Consider the following 16575-nt stretch of genomic DNA (forward strand, 5'->3'; position numbering starts at 1 on the left):
GGGAAGAACGTCAGGGTCCTGATCTGCGAAACCTGGCGTTGGGGAAGAACGTCAGGGTTCTGATCGGGCAGAGGCCTCGCTGCACTCGCAGGCGACCTGGGCGGTCTACAAGATTCCCCCGAGGGATTCGTCGAATGCGTCGGAGAAGTCCTGCTCGTTTTCAGCGGAGTAACGGGCCCATGCTTCGTCGTTCCAGATTTCGATGAAATCCATCGAACCGATCACCACACAGTTCCGTTCGAGCCCGGCGTATCGACGATGCTCCGGACTGATGGTGATTCGACCCTGTCCGTCCGGCCTCTGCTCATCGGTTCCCGAAAAGAACTGACGAACGTAGGCGCGGGCTTTCGGGTTGGCACGAGACGCTGCCGTCAGCTTCCGTGACCGCTCAGCGAAGTCTGCCGCGGTGTAGACCGCGAGGCTGAAATCTTGCCCCTTGCTCACCATGACACCTCCTGCAAGCGCGTCCCGAAACTTGGCCGGCAACGTCAGTCGACCCTTGTCGTCGAGCTTTGGCGTGTAGGTACCGAGAAACACTCGCCACCTCCAGCCTCGACTCTCCGCTGCGGACCACTTTACCCCACTCTCCCCCACTTCGAACCATTCAGAGCGCGAATAATTTGGGCAGTTTCACATTTCCCCAGTTCAAAGGCAGCAAAGACTGCTCGAATTGACGGTCAGCATCCAGCCCTGGAAGGCCGGTTCAGGTCCGACGAAAAGCGCCCACACGCGTCCCATCAACGGCATGAGCAGGCCTTTTGCGACATATGAGACGAAACAGAGCCGTCCTGAGAGGCTCAGTGGAGCTGAGGTGGGGCGAAGTGGGGACTTTTGCTGATCGTGGGGCGAAGTGGGGAGGCGGCCCGAAATGCGCCGGCTACGACCCGTCGGCACCGGGCAGCCGACGTCCGCTCGGCAGCGGCCGCAGCAGGCGATCCGATCACCGCACAAACACAGCAGCACCTCACCCGAAGGTGAGGTGCTGCTGTGAGTGACGCGTGAAGTTGTGGGAACGAACCTGAATCGGGCGGGCCGTGAAAGACCCGGTCTTACTCAGTCCTGCTCGAACCTCTTACGGAACCGGTCCTCCATGCGAGAGGTGAAGCTGCCACCTTTGCGGCCACCCTTCGATTTCTGTCCGGTACCTCGGCCGGAGGCGTCGGCGGCACTGTTGGTGGTGCCACCTTCCTCGGACGTCGGTGCGGCTCCCTTCTTGGAGCCGCCGAACAGGAACAGTGCCCCGGCACCGAACATGAACAAAAAGCCGATGAGACTGACGACGAGAAAAGCCAAGCTGTTCGTCGACAAAGCAACACCGGCGACGAGCAACACGAGTCCCACGACGAACAGCGCGGCGGCCTGAAAGCGCCTCCTGCTCGACGCCGCGCGAACACGGCCGCCTCTCACATGAGACGCGAACTTGGGATCCTCGGCGTAGAGAGCGCTCTCGATCTGATCGAGCATGCGCTGCTCGTGCTCGGAGAGTGGCACGGTACCTCCCCCTGCACTGATATTGAAGGTCGTTTCTGTTGCGAAACGACGGGAAGCTGACCTTGGCGGCTACCTAGACACGATGATACGAGCTGAATCCGCTGCTTACCACCTACTCGCACGATGTGTTCCTGAGAAACCCCGAAGTTTTCGAGACGGCCGTCCCGGAAACTCCGGCCGAACACCGTGTGACGTGGCAGTTCACGCCCGTCGACCCTTTCGATCAGCTATGCCGACAACGGTGTGGTCATCGGGTCGACGGAGGCGAACCGCGACTGACCGCCGAGTCGATCGTCGACCGAGTTCAAAAAGCTACTCACGTGTCGATAGAAATCGTCGGCATCGAGATCGGTGACCGTGCTCGACGCGCCCGCTTCCACTGCGGCGCGGGTGGCCGAGAACGATGCGAAGTAGTCCGACCACACAGCGAGTTCGGGTGCCGCCTTCGCCATCAACACCCACGCGTTGCGCGAGCGCGGGCGAGCACCGATCGAGTTCGGCAACGACGCCAGTACCGCCGCCGCTCCCTTGAGCGCCGCGGCATAGCTCCCGAGAAACCGGTCACCCGCGTCGCTCTCGCCGATGGACTCGGACAACAGAGCGTCGGCTCGACCGAGCAGAACCCGGGCCTGACGCGGCACCGGCGACCGCACGCCGGCATCGAATGCCTTCGTGATCGTCATACTCGAACACCTCCAGTTCGAATCTCCGGTGCGTACCTGACGCGCCCGGAACCGTGACGAAGCCTTACAGTCGAACTCCGGAGTATTCGACCCCTGATCGGAGTCGAAGCCACCGGCGCACTCGGCCCCGATCATCGAACACCCGTTCGACGCTTTTCAATATAGCTGTGCCCACCGACAAGTTTCCGAAGAAAGGTTGAGGACAGTCGTCACCGATGCGCGGACAACGCCGTACCTGGTCGATCTGACGCCCCCGGAATTTCGCCTGCGGCTGCTCGAAGCACTGTCGATCTACGTCGAAGCCATGGGTTACCCACGCGGCACCGAGCAGAGCCGGGCACCGATGTGGAGCGAACATCTGCATCGTCCCGGCTGGCGTGCGGTCGGAGCGCTGCTCCCGAATTCCGACCCGGGGCAGGCCGATTCACTGGTCGCAGTCGCCTACGGCTACCACGGCGCACCACATCAGTGGTGGCATCAACAGGTTCGAGACGGATTGCGCCGCTCGGGACACCCTCCGCAGAGTATCGAGAAGGCATTGGGGAACTACTTCGAGCTCACCGAGCTCCACGTTCTCCCGAGCGCCCAGGGGTACGGCCTCGGTTGGCAGTTGTGTAATCGGTTGCTCGAGGGTGTGGATGCCGACAACGTGATGTTGTCCACACCCGAGGTGGCGCGAGAGGACAATCGAGCCTGGCGACTCTATCGGCGGCTGGGCTTTGTGGACGTGCTTCGTGACTTCAGATTCGCAGGCGATCGTCGGCCCTTCGCCGTGCTCGGTCGCCTATTGCCACTGGACGGGCCAGTAGCCTGAGGGGTGTGATCGATGCTGTGGTGGTGGGCTCCGGCCATAACGCCCTGACCTCCGCCTGCTACTTGACCGATGCCGGTTGGTCCGTCGAGGTTCTCGAACGCGACACGGTTGCCGGTGGCGCAGTATCGACCGTGGACCGCTTTCCCGGTCATCGGGTGGACCGCGGTTCGTCGGCGCACATCATGATCCGCCACACGGGGATAGTCGAGGAGCTCGACCTCGCACAGTTCGGCCTCCGCTACATCGACTGCGATCCCTGGGCGTTCGCACCGGGAGCCGTCGGCACCGACGAGCGCGCCCTCGTCTTCCATCGCGATCTCGATCGCACCTGCGACTCCATCGCCGCTGCGTGCGGGGCCGCGGACGCCAGCGCCTACCGCACGTTCGTCTCGGTGTGGGGCCCTCGGAGCGAACGAACCATGCGCGCGTTCGGCGGACCGCCGACCGGAGCGAAACTGCTCCGCTCCTTCTGGGGTCTCGGGGCCCCGGACGGGGGCAGCATGCTCTCGCGCGAATTTCTCGCCACCGGTGATTCGTTGCTGGACGAGATGTTCTCGAGCGAACGTCTCAAGGCCGCACTGGCGTGGTTCGGCGCACAGTCGGGGCCGCCGATGTCCGAGCCGGGTACCGCGCCGATGGTCGGTTTCGCCGCTCTCATGCACACTCTTCCGCCCGGCCGCGCCGTTGGTGGCAGCGGCGCGCTGACCGAGGCGATGATCGCCCGGTTGCAGCGGGACGGGGCCGAACTCACCCTCGGCGACGCCGTGACCTCGCTCGTACGCCGCCCGCACGGCTGGACCACCAGGACGGCATCGGGTCGGGAGATCGACAGTCGAGTCGTCGTTGCCGGTTGCCATATCTTGACCACTCTCGACCTACTCGCCGACGGCGGGCACGACGCGACGCAGATCGCGCGGTGGCGCAGCACGATTCGGGTGGGTCCTGGACTCGGCACTGCGGTCCGGTTGGCCACCGACGCACTTCCGGTATATCCCAGTGCCGACCGAATCGAGGACGGCACCCACGGCCTCGCGCTGCTGGTACGTGACCGCAGCCAGCTGCGCCTGGCACACGGCCACGCACTCGCCGGTGATCTGCCGCCGACTCCGGCCGTGCTCGGAATGTCGTTCAGTGCCATCGACCCCACCATCGCGCCGCCGGGACAACATCAGATCTCGCTGTGGTCGCAGTGGCATCCACACACTCTCGCCGACGGCCGACGATGGCGTTCGGACGTTCCGGGCGAACGCTCGTTGGCCGAGTTCGAGGCGGACCGGATCGTGGCCGAAATGGATCGGTACGCGCCCGGATTCGCCGGCGCGGTGCTGGATCGACACGTCCAGTCACCGCCCGACATCGAGCGTGAGCTCGGGTTGATCGGGGGCAACATCATGCACCTGGACATGTCACTCGATCAGATGATGATGTGGCGGCCGCACCCACAACTGGCGGGTCATCGAGTTCCGGGGGCGGACGGGCTGTATCTCACCGGCGCATCCACCCACCCCGGTGGCGGCGTCACTGCAGCCAGCGGTCGGTCGGCCGCACGGATCGCGATCGACGACGCACGCGCCGGACGCCGACGCGAGTTCTTCCGGAGGAGGCGGATATGAGGATTGCACCGATCGTCGTCGCGGTCGCCGCCGTCGGCTGCCAGATCGTCTACCCGCTGGTGTCGGGGTCGACCCGAGACGCGGTGACGGTCGCCGTGGTCGCGTTGCTCGCACTCGCGTCGATCCTGCATGCCGTGCTGCACCGAGGAGCAGTGTGGGCCACCGTTCTTGTCGTCGTGACAGCAGGCACCGGGTTCGCGTCGGAGCTGGTGGGCACCGCCACCGGCATCCCGTTCGGCGAATACTTCTACGCGCAGAATCGCTTGGGTCCCAGCCTGTTCGAGGTGCCCGTGGTGGTCCCGCTGGCCTGGACGGCCGGTTTCTACCCGATCTGGTGCGCCGTGACCTACGTCGTTCGCCGTCTCGGCACGACGCAGGTCCGGGCCGCCGGCCTCCGGATCGCCGCAGTGGCGGTGGGCATGGTCGGCTGGGACCTCTATCTCGATCCACAGATGGTCACCGACGGCCAATGGACGTGGACGGCCGGTGCCGTCGGCCTGCCGGGGGTGCCGTCCATACCGCTGACCAACTACCTCGGCTGGCTCGTGGTGGCCACGCTGATGGCGGCGGTCGTGGAGACGCTCGACCGTGCCATCGGAGGCCCTCGCCCGTCCGATATTCGGCTGCAACCGTTCGACGATGCGGTACCCATCGGGTTGTTCCTGTGGACGTGGCTCGGGTCGGCACTGGCGCATGCCGTTTTCCTCGACGGTCCGGAACTTCGCTTCTCTGCGGTGTACGGGTTCCTCGTGATGGGTGTGGTCGGCATACCGCTGGTGTGGATCGGTGGCCGCGGCCGCGTGCGTCCACCACGATCTCGCGCGGCAGTCTCCGGTCTCGGTACCGACACGCCTCGCTGAGAACCCCTGCCGACAGACATCGGCTCCATGGCCTGGCACGATGTCGCTGTGCAGTCGACATCGCGAACATCTCACCGAACCCACCGCCGCAGAATTCTCTCGGTGGTCGCACTGGCGTTGCTGGTCGCGCCGATGCTGGCCGGGTGCCTACGGGTACAGGTCACGATGGGGGTGTCGGCGAACGACCGGGTGGCGGGCCAGATCGTGGCGGCCAGTGTGCCGACCTCGGACTCCGATACCGGACCGGAGCTCGTGGTTCCGTCCTCGATCGAGAACAAGGTGCGCGTCGAGCCGTACAACCAGGATGGGTACGTCGGATCACAGGCCATTTTCGACGATCTGTCGTTCGGCGATGTGCAGACCCTCGGATCGATCTTCCAGAACGCCGCCGGATCGTTCCAGCTGGAGCTTCAGCGATCGGGTGACACCGTCACGCTGGCGGGTAACGCCGACCTGTCCTCGGTTCCGGCTCAGGGTTCGGACGTGCAGTTCACCATTGCGTTCCCTTCCCGCATCGGAACGACGAACGGCACCCGCGAAAGCGACAACTCGATCTCCTGGAAGTTGCCCGCAGGAGAGGTGACGTCGTTGCGCGCCGAGGTCAACTACCCCGATCCGAATACCAGGAGCTTCGCCGGCTGGGCGGGCATCGTCGGTGGTGTGACCGTCGGCGTCGCAGCCATCATCGGAGCCATGGCCTGGGTCTCGCGCAACCCACCACTGCGCACTCGGCAGCCGCGCGGACCCGAGGCGAACAGTCCGACCGACAGAACGTCGGTGTGACCGAACGACTCTCGGTACGAACAACGGCGACCACTGCTGTCCTGGCAACGGCGTCGGCTGCAGTATCGCTGCTCAATCTGCGATTCACGCCCGGCTTGAGTGCTCCGGATCATGACGTCCTCGAACGCATCGTCGTCTGCATTCCCGCCCGCGACGAGCTGACGACACTTCCGTGGTTGATCGGCGATCTCCTGCGTCAACGATCGTGCCCCGACATGCAGGTCATCGTCCTCGACGACGACTCCAGCGACGGAACGGCTTCGGCTGCCCGAGCCGCCGCCGCCGGTGATCCGAGGATTCGCATCGTGACCTCTCGTGCCACTCCCCCGGCCGGATGGACCGGCAAGGCCGCCGCGTGCGCCGAGCTGGCGAGACTGGCCGACGAAGGCGACGCACAGACGTCGCTGATCATGTTCGTCGACGCCGACGTGCGACTCGCGCCCGATGCAGTGGCAGCCGCTGCAAGGACGCTGCGGCAGTACGATGTGGCGCTGCTGTGCCCCTGGCCCGAGCAGCTGGTCGGCAGCATCGCCGAGCGACTCGTTCAACCTCTGCTCGCATGGTCCTGGATGTCCACTCTTCCCGTGCCGGTGGCCAACTCGACGCTGCTGCCCTCGATGGCGGTCGCCTGTGGGCAGTTCATGGCGTTCGACGCCGCCGCGTATCGCGCCATCGGGGGCCACGGCTGTGTCGCAGCCAGCGCAACCGAGGATCTGGATCTGGCACGCACGCTGCGCCGACGAGGCATGTCGACGGCGGTGGTGTCGGGAGCGGGTTTCGTCAGTTGCCGGATGTATCGGTCGGCTGCCGACCTACGATCCGGGTACAGCCGGTGGCTGTGGAACGAGTTCGGCGGCCCGGTCGGTTCGATCACCGCAACACTGGCGTCGGCAATGATCTACCTGGTGCCGCCGATAGCGGCGCTCACGGCCTCGGGATCTGTGCGACGCCTCGGCTTGGCCGGATACCTCGCGGGCACGGTGTCCCGATTGGCCGCGCGTCGACGCGAATCGGGACCGCGATTCGGCGTCGACGATGCGGTCGACGCCGCGCTGCATCCGGTGTCGATCCTCGCTTTCACCGGACTCGTCGCGGAATCCCACGTTCGCAGGCGACGCGGATCACTGACGTGGAAGTCGCGTCCCTCTCCGCGCCGCTGACGCCGCTAGACCCGCGCGGGCGCGAGTCCCAGGTTGCACAACACCTCACGGGTGGCCCGGGCAAAGTTCAACGTGATGAAGTGCAATCCGGGTGCACCCTCGGAAATCAGCCGCTCGCCGATGTTCGTGGCGAGTTCGATACCCACCTCTCGGACGGCCGCGCGGTCCTCTTCGGGACCGGATCCCGCTGCGCGGGTGAACTTCTCGTCCAGGGAAGACGGCAGTGTGGTACCCGACAGCTCGAGCATCCGGCGAACCGACCGGAGCGAGGTGATGGGCATGATCTCGGGGATGATCGGCTTGGCACCCTGCTCGGCGTCGTACGCGGACACACGATCGCGCAGACGCAGATAGTCGTCCACCTCGAAGAACATTTGGGTGATCGAGTACTCGGCCCCAGCACGAAGCTTGCCCACCAGGCACCTGGTGTCCTGCTCGAGGTCGTCGGCGCGGTGGTGTCCTTCGGGGAACGACGCCACTCCGACGTGGAAGTCGCCGAGATCGCGCACCAACCGAACCAGTTCCTCCGCGTACTCGACCCCGTCCGGATGCTTCTCCCAGTCACCGAGCGGATCTCCCGGCGGATCTCCGCGTAGCACCAAGATGTTCGTGATGCCGCGGTCGGCGTAGGACCCGACCATCGACCGCAACTCGTCGACACTGTGCGAAACGGCAGTGAGATGCGCCACAGGAAGCAGCGTGGTCTCTTCTGCTATCTGCCCGGTGACGCGCACCGTTCGATCTCGGGTCGAGCCTCCTGCACCGTATGTCATCGACACGAAGGCAGGCGCAAGCTGCTCGAACTCACGAACTGCACGCCACAACCGGGCCTCCGCCGCAGCATCACGTGGAGGCGAGAACTCGACAGAGAACGGGATTCTGGCGTCCGGTTCACTGCGTAGTCGGTCGACGATGGACGGCGTCGTCGACGCGTTCCCTCGGCTCGTCCGCCCCCGGACGGATTCTTCGCTCACCCGAAGATCATAGGTTGCGCGTCGGAACAGGCCGTCGGGCCTCCCGGGGTCGGTGTTCGCTGCACGTCGGCACGTGGGTGTGGACGGCTACTAGTCTGGGAACCACATTCCGACGCACCCACCACACACCTTGGAGGATCGTCCTGTCCGGAGACTTGTCCTCGCCCGTCGTCGACACCCCCACTGCCGCACTCGGACCGGAGGCGCTCCGCGCTGCCGTGGACGCGAAGCTCGCCGAGTTCTTCGCGACGCGCCGCGAGGTCGTCGACACCGTCGGCGGCGGCTATCCCGCAGCCGTGGCAGATCTCGAAGCGTTCGTGCTGCGCGGCGGCAAGCGCATGCGTCCCGCGTTCGCCTGGACGGCATGGCTCGGTGCGGGTGGCGAATCCACCGGTACGCGCTCCGATGCAGTGCTGCGCGCCTGTTCGGCGCTCGAGCTGATTCAGGCCTGCGCGTTGATTCACGACGACATCATCGATTCGTCCAGCACACGGCGCGGCTTTCCGACCGTGCACGTCGACTTCGCGCGACGGCACCGGGACGCGGGCTGGTCCGGATCGTCGGAGCACTTCGGCGAATCGGCCGCCATTCTCGTCGGAGATCTCGCCCTGTGCTGGGCCGACGACCTACTCCGCGAGTCGGGCATCGACGACGACGCAGCACGCCGGGTCCAGCCGGTGTGGTCGGCCATGCGCACAGAGGTCCTGGGTGGTCAACTGCTCGACATCGAGGCCGAAGCAGGCACCGACGAAGGGGTGGCGGCTGCAATGCGGGTCAATCGCTACAAGACCGCCGCCTACACGGTGGAACGACCGCTGCACCTCGGCGCAGTTCTGGCCGATGCAGACGAGGATCTGATCGCCGCGTATCGCAGCTTCGGGGCCGACATCGGGATCGCGTTCCAATTGCGCGACGACCTGCTCGGAGTGTTCGGCGATCCCGAGGTGACCGGCAAACCGTCGGGCGACGACATCACCGAGGGCAAGCGCACCGTGCTGATCGCGTCGGCGCTGAAGCAGGCCGACGAGAGCCGCCCGGATCTTGCAGCCACGATCCGGGCCAGCCTGGGAACCGAACTCGACGCCGTCGCAGTGGCCGATATCCGTTCGATTCTGGTCGAACTGGGCGCGGTCGACGCGGTCGAACGGCAGATCGACGAGCTCGGCGCGCGGGCAGTCTCGGCCCTGGACAACAGTTCGATCGAGCCGGTCGCGGCCGCGCATCTGCGCGCCATGGCAACCGCCGCAATCAAGCGGCAGTACTGAAAGTGAGCGACATGTCTTCGATTCGTACGGTCACCGGACCCACCGACCGGGTCGTGGTGGTGGGAGCCGGATTGGCTGGATTGGCTGCCGGTCTGCACCTGCTGGGGGCAGGCAAGAAGGTCACCATCGTCGAACGAGACGAGACCGTGGGCGGCCGTGTCGGGGTGTACCCGGTGTCCGACTCCGACGGCTCGCACCTGTACGACATCGACAACGGCGCAAGCGTGTTGACCATGCCGAACCTGGTGCTCGAGGCCTTGGCCGCGGTGGGTGCCGATTTCGAGTCGACGACACCCCAGATCCGTCTCACGGCCCTGTCGCCGTCGTATCACACGCGGTACGCCGACGGTACGTCGATCGATGTCTACTCTGACCCGGAGGCGATGGCGGCCGAGGTGGAACGCACCTGTGGGCCCGCCGAGGCGCAGGGATATCGCGACCTGCGTCGGTGGCTGGCCGACATCTTCGATGCCGAATTCGACCGGTACATCGATTCGAACTTCGATTCCCCGCTCGATCTCGTGGGCTCGAAGGCCGCCGTTCGCGACACCGCCACGCTGATCAAACTGGGCGGCTTCGGCAAACTCGGACCGCGTGTCGACCGCTTTCTGAAAGACACCCGACTGCGGCGTGTCTTCACGTTTCAAGCGCTCTACGCAGGGATGGCACCGCAGAAAGCGCTTGCGGTGTACGGGGCAATCGCGCACATGGACACGTCCCTCGGCGTCTTCTTCCCCGAGGGCGGCATGGCGGCCATCGCTCGGGCCATGGCCGACGCGTTCGTCACAGCGGGCGGAACACTGGACCTCGGCACCGACATCGTCGATGTCACCGTCGACCGCGGCCGTGCCGACTCCGTGCTGACCGCGACCGGCCGTCGAATCGCGTGCGACGCACTCGTTCTCACCGCCGACCTACCCGTGGTCGATCGACTCCTCGACCGGGCGTCGGTGTCGAAGAAGGGCAGACGCAACGGCTACGGCGTCGTCTCACCGTCGGCGGTCGTCGCGCACGGAACAGTTCCCGTCGAGCAGACCGCGAAGTGGCCCGCTCGTGCCCATCACACCATCGATTTCGGCGACGAATGGGCCGAGACGTTCCGAAGGATCACCGCCAAGGCGGGCAAGGGATCGTTGATGGCCGATCCCTCGTTGCTCATCACCAGACCTTCGGTGAGCGATCCGAACCTCGAAGTGGTGCGCGGCGGCGTACGCAGTGAGCCGGTGTCGATATTGGCACCGTGTCCCAATCTGGACAGCGCTCCGCTGGCGTGGGCAGAACTGGCGCACCCCTACCTCCGCGAGATACTGACGACGATGGAGAGTCGCGGATACACGGGACTCCTGGACGCATTCGTTCTCGACCACATCGACACACCCGAGACCTGGGCGCAGAAGGGCATGATCGAAGGATCGCCGTTCTCGTCCGCTCACGTGTTCCGGCAGACCGGGCCGTTCCGGCGAAAGAACATGGTCGCCGGGCTCGACAACGTGGTTCTCGCCGGCTCCGGCACGACGCCGGGCGTGGGCGTTCCGACGGTTCTGGTGTCGGGAAAGCTCGCCGCCGAGCGGGTGACAGGACGCTCGGGGCGGTAGCTTCGTTCGGTTCACTGCAACGACCAACTAAGCTGAACGCGATCGTTTGCCGGTCGCGCGCATTGCTGCGACCATGATCGTTCGACGAACTGCACAATGCATCGACTTCGGATGAAGTTCGCGAACAATACTTTCGTTGCAGAGGAGGAGTAGGCGGCAATGTCTTCGATTTCGTCGCACTCCACCTCCGAGGATCGATCGTCGGACGACGTCCCCGCGTCGGCGACCACACCACGACCGTCGAGAACGACTGCAACGGGAAACTTTCTCCGCAGCCCGGAGGGCAAAGCGGCAATCCTCGGTGTCGTCGGGGCCGTCTGCATCACGTTCGGCGGGTTCGGCGCAGGCAGCGTGCGGCGGCGCGATCCGCTGCTCGAGGAGATGCACCTGTCGTGGCTCCGATTCGGCCACGGATTCGTCCTGTCGACCATCATCGTCTGGGTCGGCGTACTGCTGATGATCACCGCCTGGGTCCGGCTCGGGCGCGCAACCCTGCACGGACGCACCACGGTCGGCGAACTGAGATGGATCGTTCCTGCATGGACGGCGCCGCTCTTGCTGTCGGTCCCCATGTTCAGCCGAGACGCATACTCCTACCTGGCTCAGGGGGCCCTGCTCCGTGACGGTTTCGATCCGTACGGCGTTGGTCCCGTTGCCAATCCAGGTGTGCTGCTCGACAACGTCAGCAACGTCTGGACCACCACGACGGCCCCCTACGGCCCACTGTTCCTCCTTCTCGGTCGCGGTATCACCACGTTGACGGGCGACAACGTCATCGCGGGGACCATGCTCCTGCGCCTGACCATGCTGCCCGGTCTGGCGCTGATGATGTGGGCGGTTCCGCGGCTGGCCAAGCACCTCGGCGGCCGAGCGACCACTGCTGTGTGGCTCGCGGTGCTCAACCCCTTGGTCCTGATCCATCTGATCGGCGGGGTACACAACGAGTTGCTCATGGTGGGCCTGATGACGGCCGGCATCGTGTTGGCTCTCGAACATCGCCACGTGGCCGGCATCGCGCTGGTGGCGATCGCGGTGGCGATCAAGGCAACCGCAGGTCTGGCGCTGCCCTTCCTGGTCTGGATCTGGATGTTGCACGTACGGGACAAGGCCCGCGCCGAAGACCGAACGCCACCCTCGCCGGTGCTGGTGTTCACGAAGACCGCCGGGATCGGAGCCTCGGTCTTCGTTGCGGTGTTCGCGGTCTCGTCGCTGGTCGCCGGAGTGGGAATCGGGTGGCTGACCGCGCTGTCGGGGTCGGCAAAGATCATCAATTGGCTCTCCCTGCCCACGATTCTCGCGCACCTGGTGACTGTCAGCACCTCCTGGTTCCTCGATCTTCGACTGGACCCGGTTCTCTACGTCACGCGGCTGCTGTGCTCGGTCGTCCTGGTGGTCATCCTCGCTGCAGCCTGGTGGTGGGGCCGCAAGTCCGAGCGAAACGCTGTCAAGGGCATCCTGATCGCCCTCGTCGCCACGGTCGTTCTCTCCCCCGCTGCTCTGCCCTGGTACTACTCGTGGCCGCTGGCGATCGCTGCCGGATTCGCACTGTCTCGAACGACTCTGATGGTCCTGACCGGTCTGTCGACGTGGCTCATGCTCGTCTTCCAACCCGACGGTGCCATCGGCCTGTACAACGTCGTGCATGTGGCACTGGCTGTCGTCGCGGCCGTGGTGGCCGCCCTCGCGTTGACACGCGTCGACCCACTGCGTTTACGGTCGGACCGATCCAGGGAACACCGTGCCGTGCCGAATGCTCCCAAGAACGCTGCATCCGAACCGTCCGGAGACGAGTCCACGTCATGAGGTTCCCGCGATGAAAGAGTTGGACGGTATCGACCCGTCACTGCACGAGGCATACCGAATCTGCCGTGAGCTCAACGCCGAGCACGGTAAGACGTACTTCCTCGCCACCCGCCTGCTGCCGACCGACAAGCGCGCAGGCGTGCACGCGCTGTACGGATTCGCCCGCATGGTCGACGACATCGTGGACCTCGAGGGCACCGACATCGCCGTCGGATCGGACGAGCTCAACGCTCGCCGCATCGTCGAACTCGATGTGATCGAATCCCGAGTGCGCGACGCCCTGGCCGGAAAGCCGTTGCCGCACAGCGTGACCGACCAGGTATTGAGCGCACTGTGCGACACCGTGCTGCGGTACGACATTCCGCACGACTACTTCTTCGCGTTCATGCACTCGATGCGCATGGACATTCCGGGCAGCGACGTGTTCGTCTCGCGCTACCGAACGATGGAGCAACTGCGCGAGTACATGTACGGCTCCGCTGCCGTCATCGGACTGCAGATGCTGCCCATCCTGGGAACCGTGGTCGAACGATCCGAGGCCGAGCCTCCGGCCGCGGCACTGGGCGAGGCGTTCCAGCTGACGAACTTCATCCGAGACATGGGCGAGGACCTCGATCGCGACCGAATCTATCTCCCCACCGACGAGCTGGCTGCCTTCGGAGTAGACGAAGAGTTGCTCCGGTGGTGTCGGACGACCGGCAGAGTCGATGTCCGGGTCACTCGCGCTCTCGCCCACCTGATCGCCGTCACCCGCTCGATCTATCGCACGTCCGATGCCGGTATCGACATGCTCGATCCGCGCGTGCGTCCGTCGATGCGTACGGCGTCCGTCCTCTACGGCCGCATTCTGGACGAGGTCGAGTCGCAGGGCTACCGCGTACTCTCCCAGCGGGCGACGGTGCCGCAGTGGACACGCGCCCGCATCGCGCTTCCGCAGTTCGCCGTCACCGGCTTCAAGCGTGCGACCGTTCGCTAGAAGGCCATGGCCTGTGCGCGTCTGATCACTTCGCGCATCAGATCGCCGTGCAGTGCGGCCACAGGCGCGCCGGGCAAGCTCTCGTCCTCGGTGAACAGCCACCGCAGGATTTCTTCGTCCTCGTAGCCACCGTCGTGCAGCACGGCCAACAAGCCGGGCAGACCCTTGACGATGGTGCCCTTGCTCGCGTCGAGGAACTGCTCGGGAACACCGGGCACGCGAGAACGCTTCAGAGCCAACAGTTGACGATCTCGAACGAGCTGTTCGACGCGGGTCTTGGGAACGTCGAGGATCTTCGCGACGTCGGCGAACTGCAGCAGAGACACCGACGGATCGAGCACGTCGTCGGCATAGGGAATGGCACTCACGCAGGTAACGTTAACGGGTCCGGCGTCCAGACTTCAAAAACGGCAGACGCGGCGGGAGAGCAACACGTTCGCCGATGGCCGGTCGACGCCCCGATACGATCGGCGTCGTGGTTCCGCACAGAAGCGGTCCGGGACCGAAGCGGACAACACAGCAGTCAGACAGTGGACGACGAGAGGAGGTTCGGTGATACCGGGTTCGATGCTCGATCGTCGATACCGTATCGACGGACCGATCGCACGGGGCGGTATGTCGACGGTCTATCGCGGCCTCGATACCAGGCTCGATCGCCCGGTCGCGGTGAAGATCATGGATCCGAAGTTCGCCGAGGATCCGCAGTTCGTCCAGCGATTCGAGTTCGAGGCACGGGCCGTGGCCAGGCTCAGCCATCCGGGTCTCGTCGCCGTCTACGACCACGGACGGGACGGCGAGCATGCCTTCCTGGTCATGGAACTCGTCGAGGGTGGAACTCTGCGTGAGCTCCTGCGTGAGCGTGGCCCGATGCCACCGCACGCTGCGGTCGCCGTCGTGCGGCCCGTTCTCGAGGCGCTCGCGGTCGCCCATCGAGCAGGGTTGGTGCACCGCGACATCAAACCCGAGAACATTCTGATCAGCGACGACGGCGACGTGAAGATCGCCGATTTCGGACTCGTGCGCGCGGTCGCAGCCTCCACCGTCACGTCCAGCAGTGTGATTCTGGGCACGGCCGCGTACCTATCTCCCGAGCAGGTCACCACCGGCTCGGCGTCCGCGAGCAGCGACGTCTACGGCGTCGGAATCGTACTCTTCGAGCTGTTGACCGGACGCACCCCGTTCACCGGCGACACCTCGCTGTCCATCGCCTACCAGCGCATCGACAACGACGTGCCGCTTCCCTCCACCTTCATTGCCGGCGTTCCGCCCCAATTCGACGACGTGGTGCAGCACGCGACCGTCCGCGCCCCGGAGCACCGGTACCGCAACGCCGACGACATGGCGCGCGCGCTGCGCGGGGCCGCAACCGCGCTCGCGTTGCCCGACTACCGTGTGCCCGCGCCCCAACGGTCGGCCGAGCACCTGAGCTCCGCGGCCGCAGGTGCACCGACGACGGTGGCCGGCGATCGTGCGCCGTCCGCTCGCACCCAAGTGGTCCAGGATTCGCCGCCCCCGCCGCCGCAACACGGGGTACAGCACACGCGAGTGGTGACGTCACCGACTTCCAGAGGCGTCGAGTACGGCCCGGAACACGACGATGCGCCGCCCGCCGAGCCCCCTGCGACGGGCCGAGGGCAGTATCGTTTCCCGGACTTCGAGGCGGACCGACAGCGCTCGCGTCGAGCTATCGTGATTTGGCTGCTCGTCGTTGCCCTGCTCGCGGTGCTCGTCGGCTTCGGCGGTTGGTGGATGGGGTCGGGCCGTTACACCGCCGTCCCGATGGTCGACGGCCTCGACACCACCGGTGCCACCAGCGCCGTGGAGGCGGCCGGTCTCGAGGCCTCGGTGCGTGGAACGTACTCGGACTCGGTGGACACCGACCTTCTCATCGGCACCGACCCCACTGGCGGATCACGAATCGCCAAGGGCGACACGGTGTTCCTGCTGGTGTCACTGGGTAGCCCCAGCGTCCCCTCGATCGACGCGACCGCATCCGTCGCCGATGTGGAACAGCAACTGCGAGACCGTACGTTCACTCCCGTCGACGGCGGCGAGGCCTTCAGCACCACCGCTCCCGTCGGCGGAGTCGCAGCCCTGGACCCACCGCCTGGCACCGTGTTGACCACCGGAAGCTCGGTGACGGTGCTGCGCAGCAAAGGCGCACCGCCGGTCGAGGTGCCCGACGTGCGCGGTCAGAGCGTCGACCAGGCCCGCACGACGCTCGAATCGGTGGGAATCACCGTCGGCGAGGTTCGGGAGACGTTCGACGACGAGACCGACGGCGGCAAAGCAATCGGAACGACGCCCGAAGCCGGGCAGACGGTCAGATCGGGGACCACCGCCGTGCTCGACGTGTCCAACGCCGTCACCGTGCCGTCGCTGCTCGGGCGTTCGGTCGGTTCGGCGCGCACGACGCTCACAGCCCTGGGACTGACCATCGACGTGCGTCAGGTGGTCGACACGGACGGCTCATTGGTGATCACCCAGAGCCCCGGAGCCGGCTCCCGCGTGGAACCGGGCTCCGAGGTGAGGGTCGTCTCACTGCCCTGAGCCGGATG

The 16575-nt window shown here is 65.7% G+C and carries 15 protein-coding genes; 10 read left to right on the forward strand and 5 right to left on the reverse strand.

The annotated features are described in order from the left end of the window. Window positions 1-105 precede the first annotated feature (105 nt). The 3 genes from mraZ to AC5WEY_RS23795 all read right to left on the reverse strand — a co-directional run bounded on the left by mraZ (window position 106) and on the right by AC5WEY_RS23795 (window position 2174). On the reverse strand, window positions 106-537 hold the full coding sequence (mraZ, locus tag AC5WEY_RS23785; RefSeq protein WP_027497352.1) for a division/cell wall cluster transcriptional repressor MraZ: 432 nt from the start codon (window positions 535-537) through the stop codon (window positions 106-108). A 516-nt stretch (window positions 538-1053) separates the two neighbouring features. Then, complete coding sequence (locus AC5WEY_RS23790; protein ID WP_057476114.1) at window positions 1054-1491, reverse strand: SCO2097 family morphological protein; 438 nt, start codon at window positions 1489-1491, stop codon at window positions 1054-1056. A gap of 227 nt (window positions 1492-1718) precedes the next feature. After that, on the reverse strand, window positions 1719-2174 hold the full coding sequence (locus tag AC5WEY_RS23795) for an SAV_6107 family HEPN domain-containing protein (RefSeq protein WP_495647786.1): 456 nt from the start codon (window positions 2172-2174) through the stop codon (window positions 1719-1721). A gap of 196 nt (window positions 2175-2370) precedes the next feature. Between AC5WEY_RS23795 and AC5WEY_RS23800 the strand changes: the two genes are divergently transcribed. From AC5WEY_RS23800 to AC5WEY_RS23820, 5 genes are read left to right on the forward strand one after another with little or no spacing between them, the layout of a single operon-like run. Further along, window positions 2371-2988: a GNAT family N-acetyltransferase gene (locus tag AC5WEY_RS23800; protein WP_495647787.1), complete on the forward strand. Its 618-nt coding sequence runs from the start codon at window positions 2371-2373 to the stop codon at window positions 2986-2988. Between the two features lie 5 nt (window positions 2989-2993). Then, window positions 2994-4601, forward strand: coding sequence for a phytoene desaturase family protein (locus tag AC5WEY_RS23805; protein WP_495647788.1), 1608 nt, complete (start codon window positions 2994-2996; stop codon window positions 4599-4601). Continuing rightward, window positions 4598-5461: a carotenoid biosynthesis protein gene (locus AC5WEY_RS23810; RefSeq protein ID WP_495647789.1), complete on the forward strand. Its 864-nt coding sequence runs from the start codon at window positions 4598-4600 to the stop codon at window positions 5459-5461. Before AC5WEY_RS23805 ends, AC5WEY_RS23810 begins: the two co-directional genes overlap by 4 nt. A gap of 27 nt (window positions 5462-5488) precedes the next feature. After that, complete coding sequence (locus AC5WEY_RS23815; protein WP_495647790.1) at window positions 5489-6244, forward strand: LppM family (lipo)protein; 756 nt, start codon at window positions 5489-5491, stop codon at window positions 6242-6244. Then, entirely contained in the window at window positions 6241-7404 is a 1164-nt protein-coding gene (locus tag AC5WEY_RS23820; RefSeq protein ID WP_495647791.1) for a glycosyltransferase family 2 protein, read from the forward strand. The genes AC5WEY_RS23815 and AC5WEY_RS23820 overlap by 4 nt, the downstream gene beginning before the upstream one ends. A 5-nt stretch (window positions 7405-7409) precedes the next feature. Here AC5WEY_RS23820 and metF read toward each other — a convergent pair whose 3' ends face one another. After that, entirely contained in the window at window positions 7410-8378 is a 969-nt protein-coding gene (metF, locus tag AC5WEY_RS23825; protein ID WP_082520821.1) for a methylenetetrahydrofolate reductase [NAD(P)H], read from the reverse strand. 155 nt (window positions 8379-8533) lie between these two features. On the opposite strand from metF, the gene AC5WEY_RS23830 reads away from it, so the two are divergent. The 4 genes from AC5WEY_RS23830 to AC5WEY_RS23845 all read left to right on the forward strand — a co-directional run bounded on the left by AC5WEY_RS23830 (window position 8534) and on the right by AC5WEY_RS23845 (window position 14017). Further along, window positions 8534-9643 carry a polyprenyl synthetase family protein gene (locus AC5WEY_RS23830; protein ID WP_495647792.1) on the forward strand — a complete coding sequence of 370 codons (1110 nt, stop codon included), beginning with the start codon at window positions 8534-8536 and terminating at the stop codon, window positions 9641-9643. 11 nt (window positions 9644-9654) lie between these two features. After that, window positions 9655-11238: a phytoene desaturase family protein gene (gene crtI, locus AC5WEY_RS23835; protein WP_495647793.1), complete on the forward strand. Its 1584-nt coding sequence runs from the start codon at window positions 9655-9657 to the stop codon at window positions 11236-11238. Window positions 11239-11397: 159 nt separating this feature from the next. Then, complete coding sequence (locus AC5WEY_RS23840) at window positions 11398-13041, forward strand: alpha-(1->6)-mannopyranosyltransferase A (RefSeq protein ID WP_495647794.1); 1644 nt, start codon at window positions 11398-11400, stop codon at window positions 13039-13041. 10 nt (window positions 13042-13051) lie between these two features. Further along, window positions 13052-14017 carry a phytoene/squalene synthase family protein gene (locus AC5WEY_RS23845; RefSeq protein WP_057476107.1) on the forward strand — a complete coding sequence of 322 codons (966 nt, stop codon included), beginning with the start codon at window positions 13052-13054 and terminating at the stop codon, window positions 14015-14017. Here the strand turns inward: AC5WEY_RS23845 and AC5WEY_RS23850 are convergent. After that, window positions 14014-14385: an Rv2175c family DNA-binding protein gene (locus AC5WEY_RS23850; RefSeq protein WP_057476106.1), complete on the reverse strand. Its 372-nt coding sequence runs from the start codon at window positions 14383-14385 to the stop codon at window positions 14014-14016. The genes AC5WEY_RS23845 and AC5WEY_RS23850 overlap by 4 nt on opposite strands. Before the next feature lie 199 nt (window positions 14386-14584). Here AC5WEY_RS23850 and pknB point away from each other — a divergent pair, with 199 nt between their 5' ends. Then, window positions 14585-16567, forward strand: a complete 1983-nt coding sequence (pknB, locus tag AC5WEY_RS23855; protein ID WP_495647811.1) for a Stk1 family PASTA domain-containing Ser/Thr kinase — start codon at window positions 14585-14587, stop codon at window positions 16565-16567. Window positions 16568-16575 lie beyond the last annotated feature (8 nt).

This window comes from Rhodococcoides sp. S146-33, from assembly GCF_059489205.1.

Coding starts and splice junctions, on each gene's coding strand:
- AC5WEY_RS23795 (WP_495647786.1), bottom strand. CDS start 2,174: ATGACGATCACGAAGGCATTCGATGCCGGCGTGCGGTCGCCGGTGCCG.
- AC5WEY_RS23810 (WP_495647789.1), top strand. CDS start 4,598: ATGAGGATTGCACCGATCGTCGTCGCGGTCGCCGCCGTCGGCTGCCAG.
- AC5WEY_RS23815 (WP_495647790.1), top strand. CDS start 5,489: ATGGCCTGGCACGATGTCGCTGTGCAGTCGACATCGCGAACATCTCAC.
- crtI (WP_495647793.1), top strand. CDS start 9,655: ATGTCTTCGATTCGTACGGTCACCGGACCCACCGACCGGGTCGTGGTG.
- AC5WEY_RS23840 (WP_495647794.1), top strand. CDS start 11,398: ATGTCTTCGATTTCGTCGCACTCCACCTCCGAGGATCGATCGTCGGAC.
- AC5WEY_RS23845 (WP_057476107.1), top strand. CDS start 13,052: ATGAAAGAGTTGGACGGTATCGACCCGTCACTGCACGAGGCATACCGA.
- pknB (WP_495647811.1), top strand. CDS start 14,585: ATGCTCGATCGTCGATACCGTATCGACGGACCGATCGCACGGGGCGGT.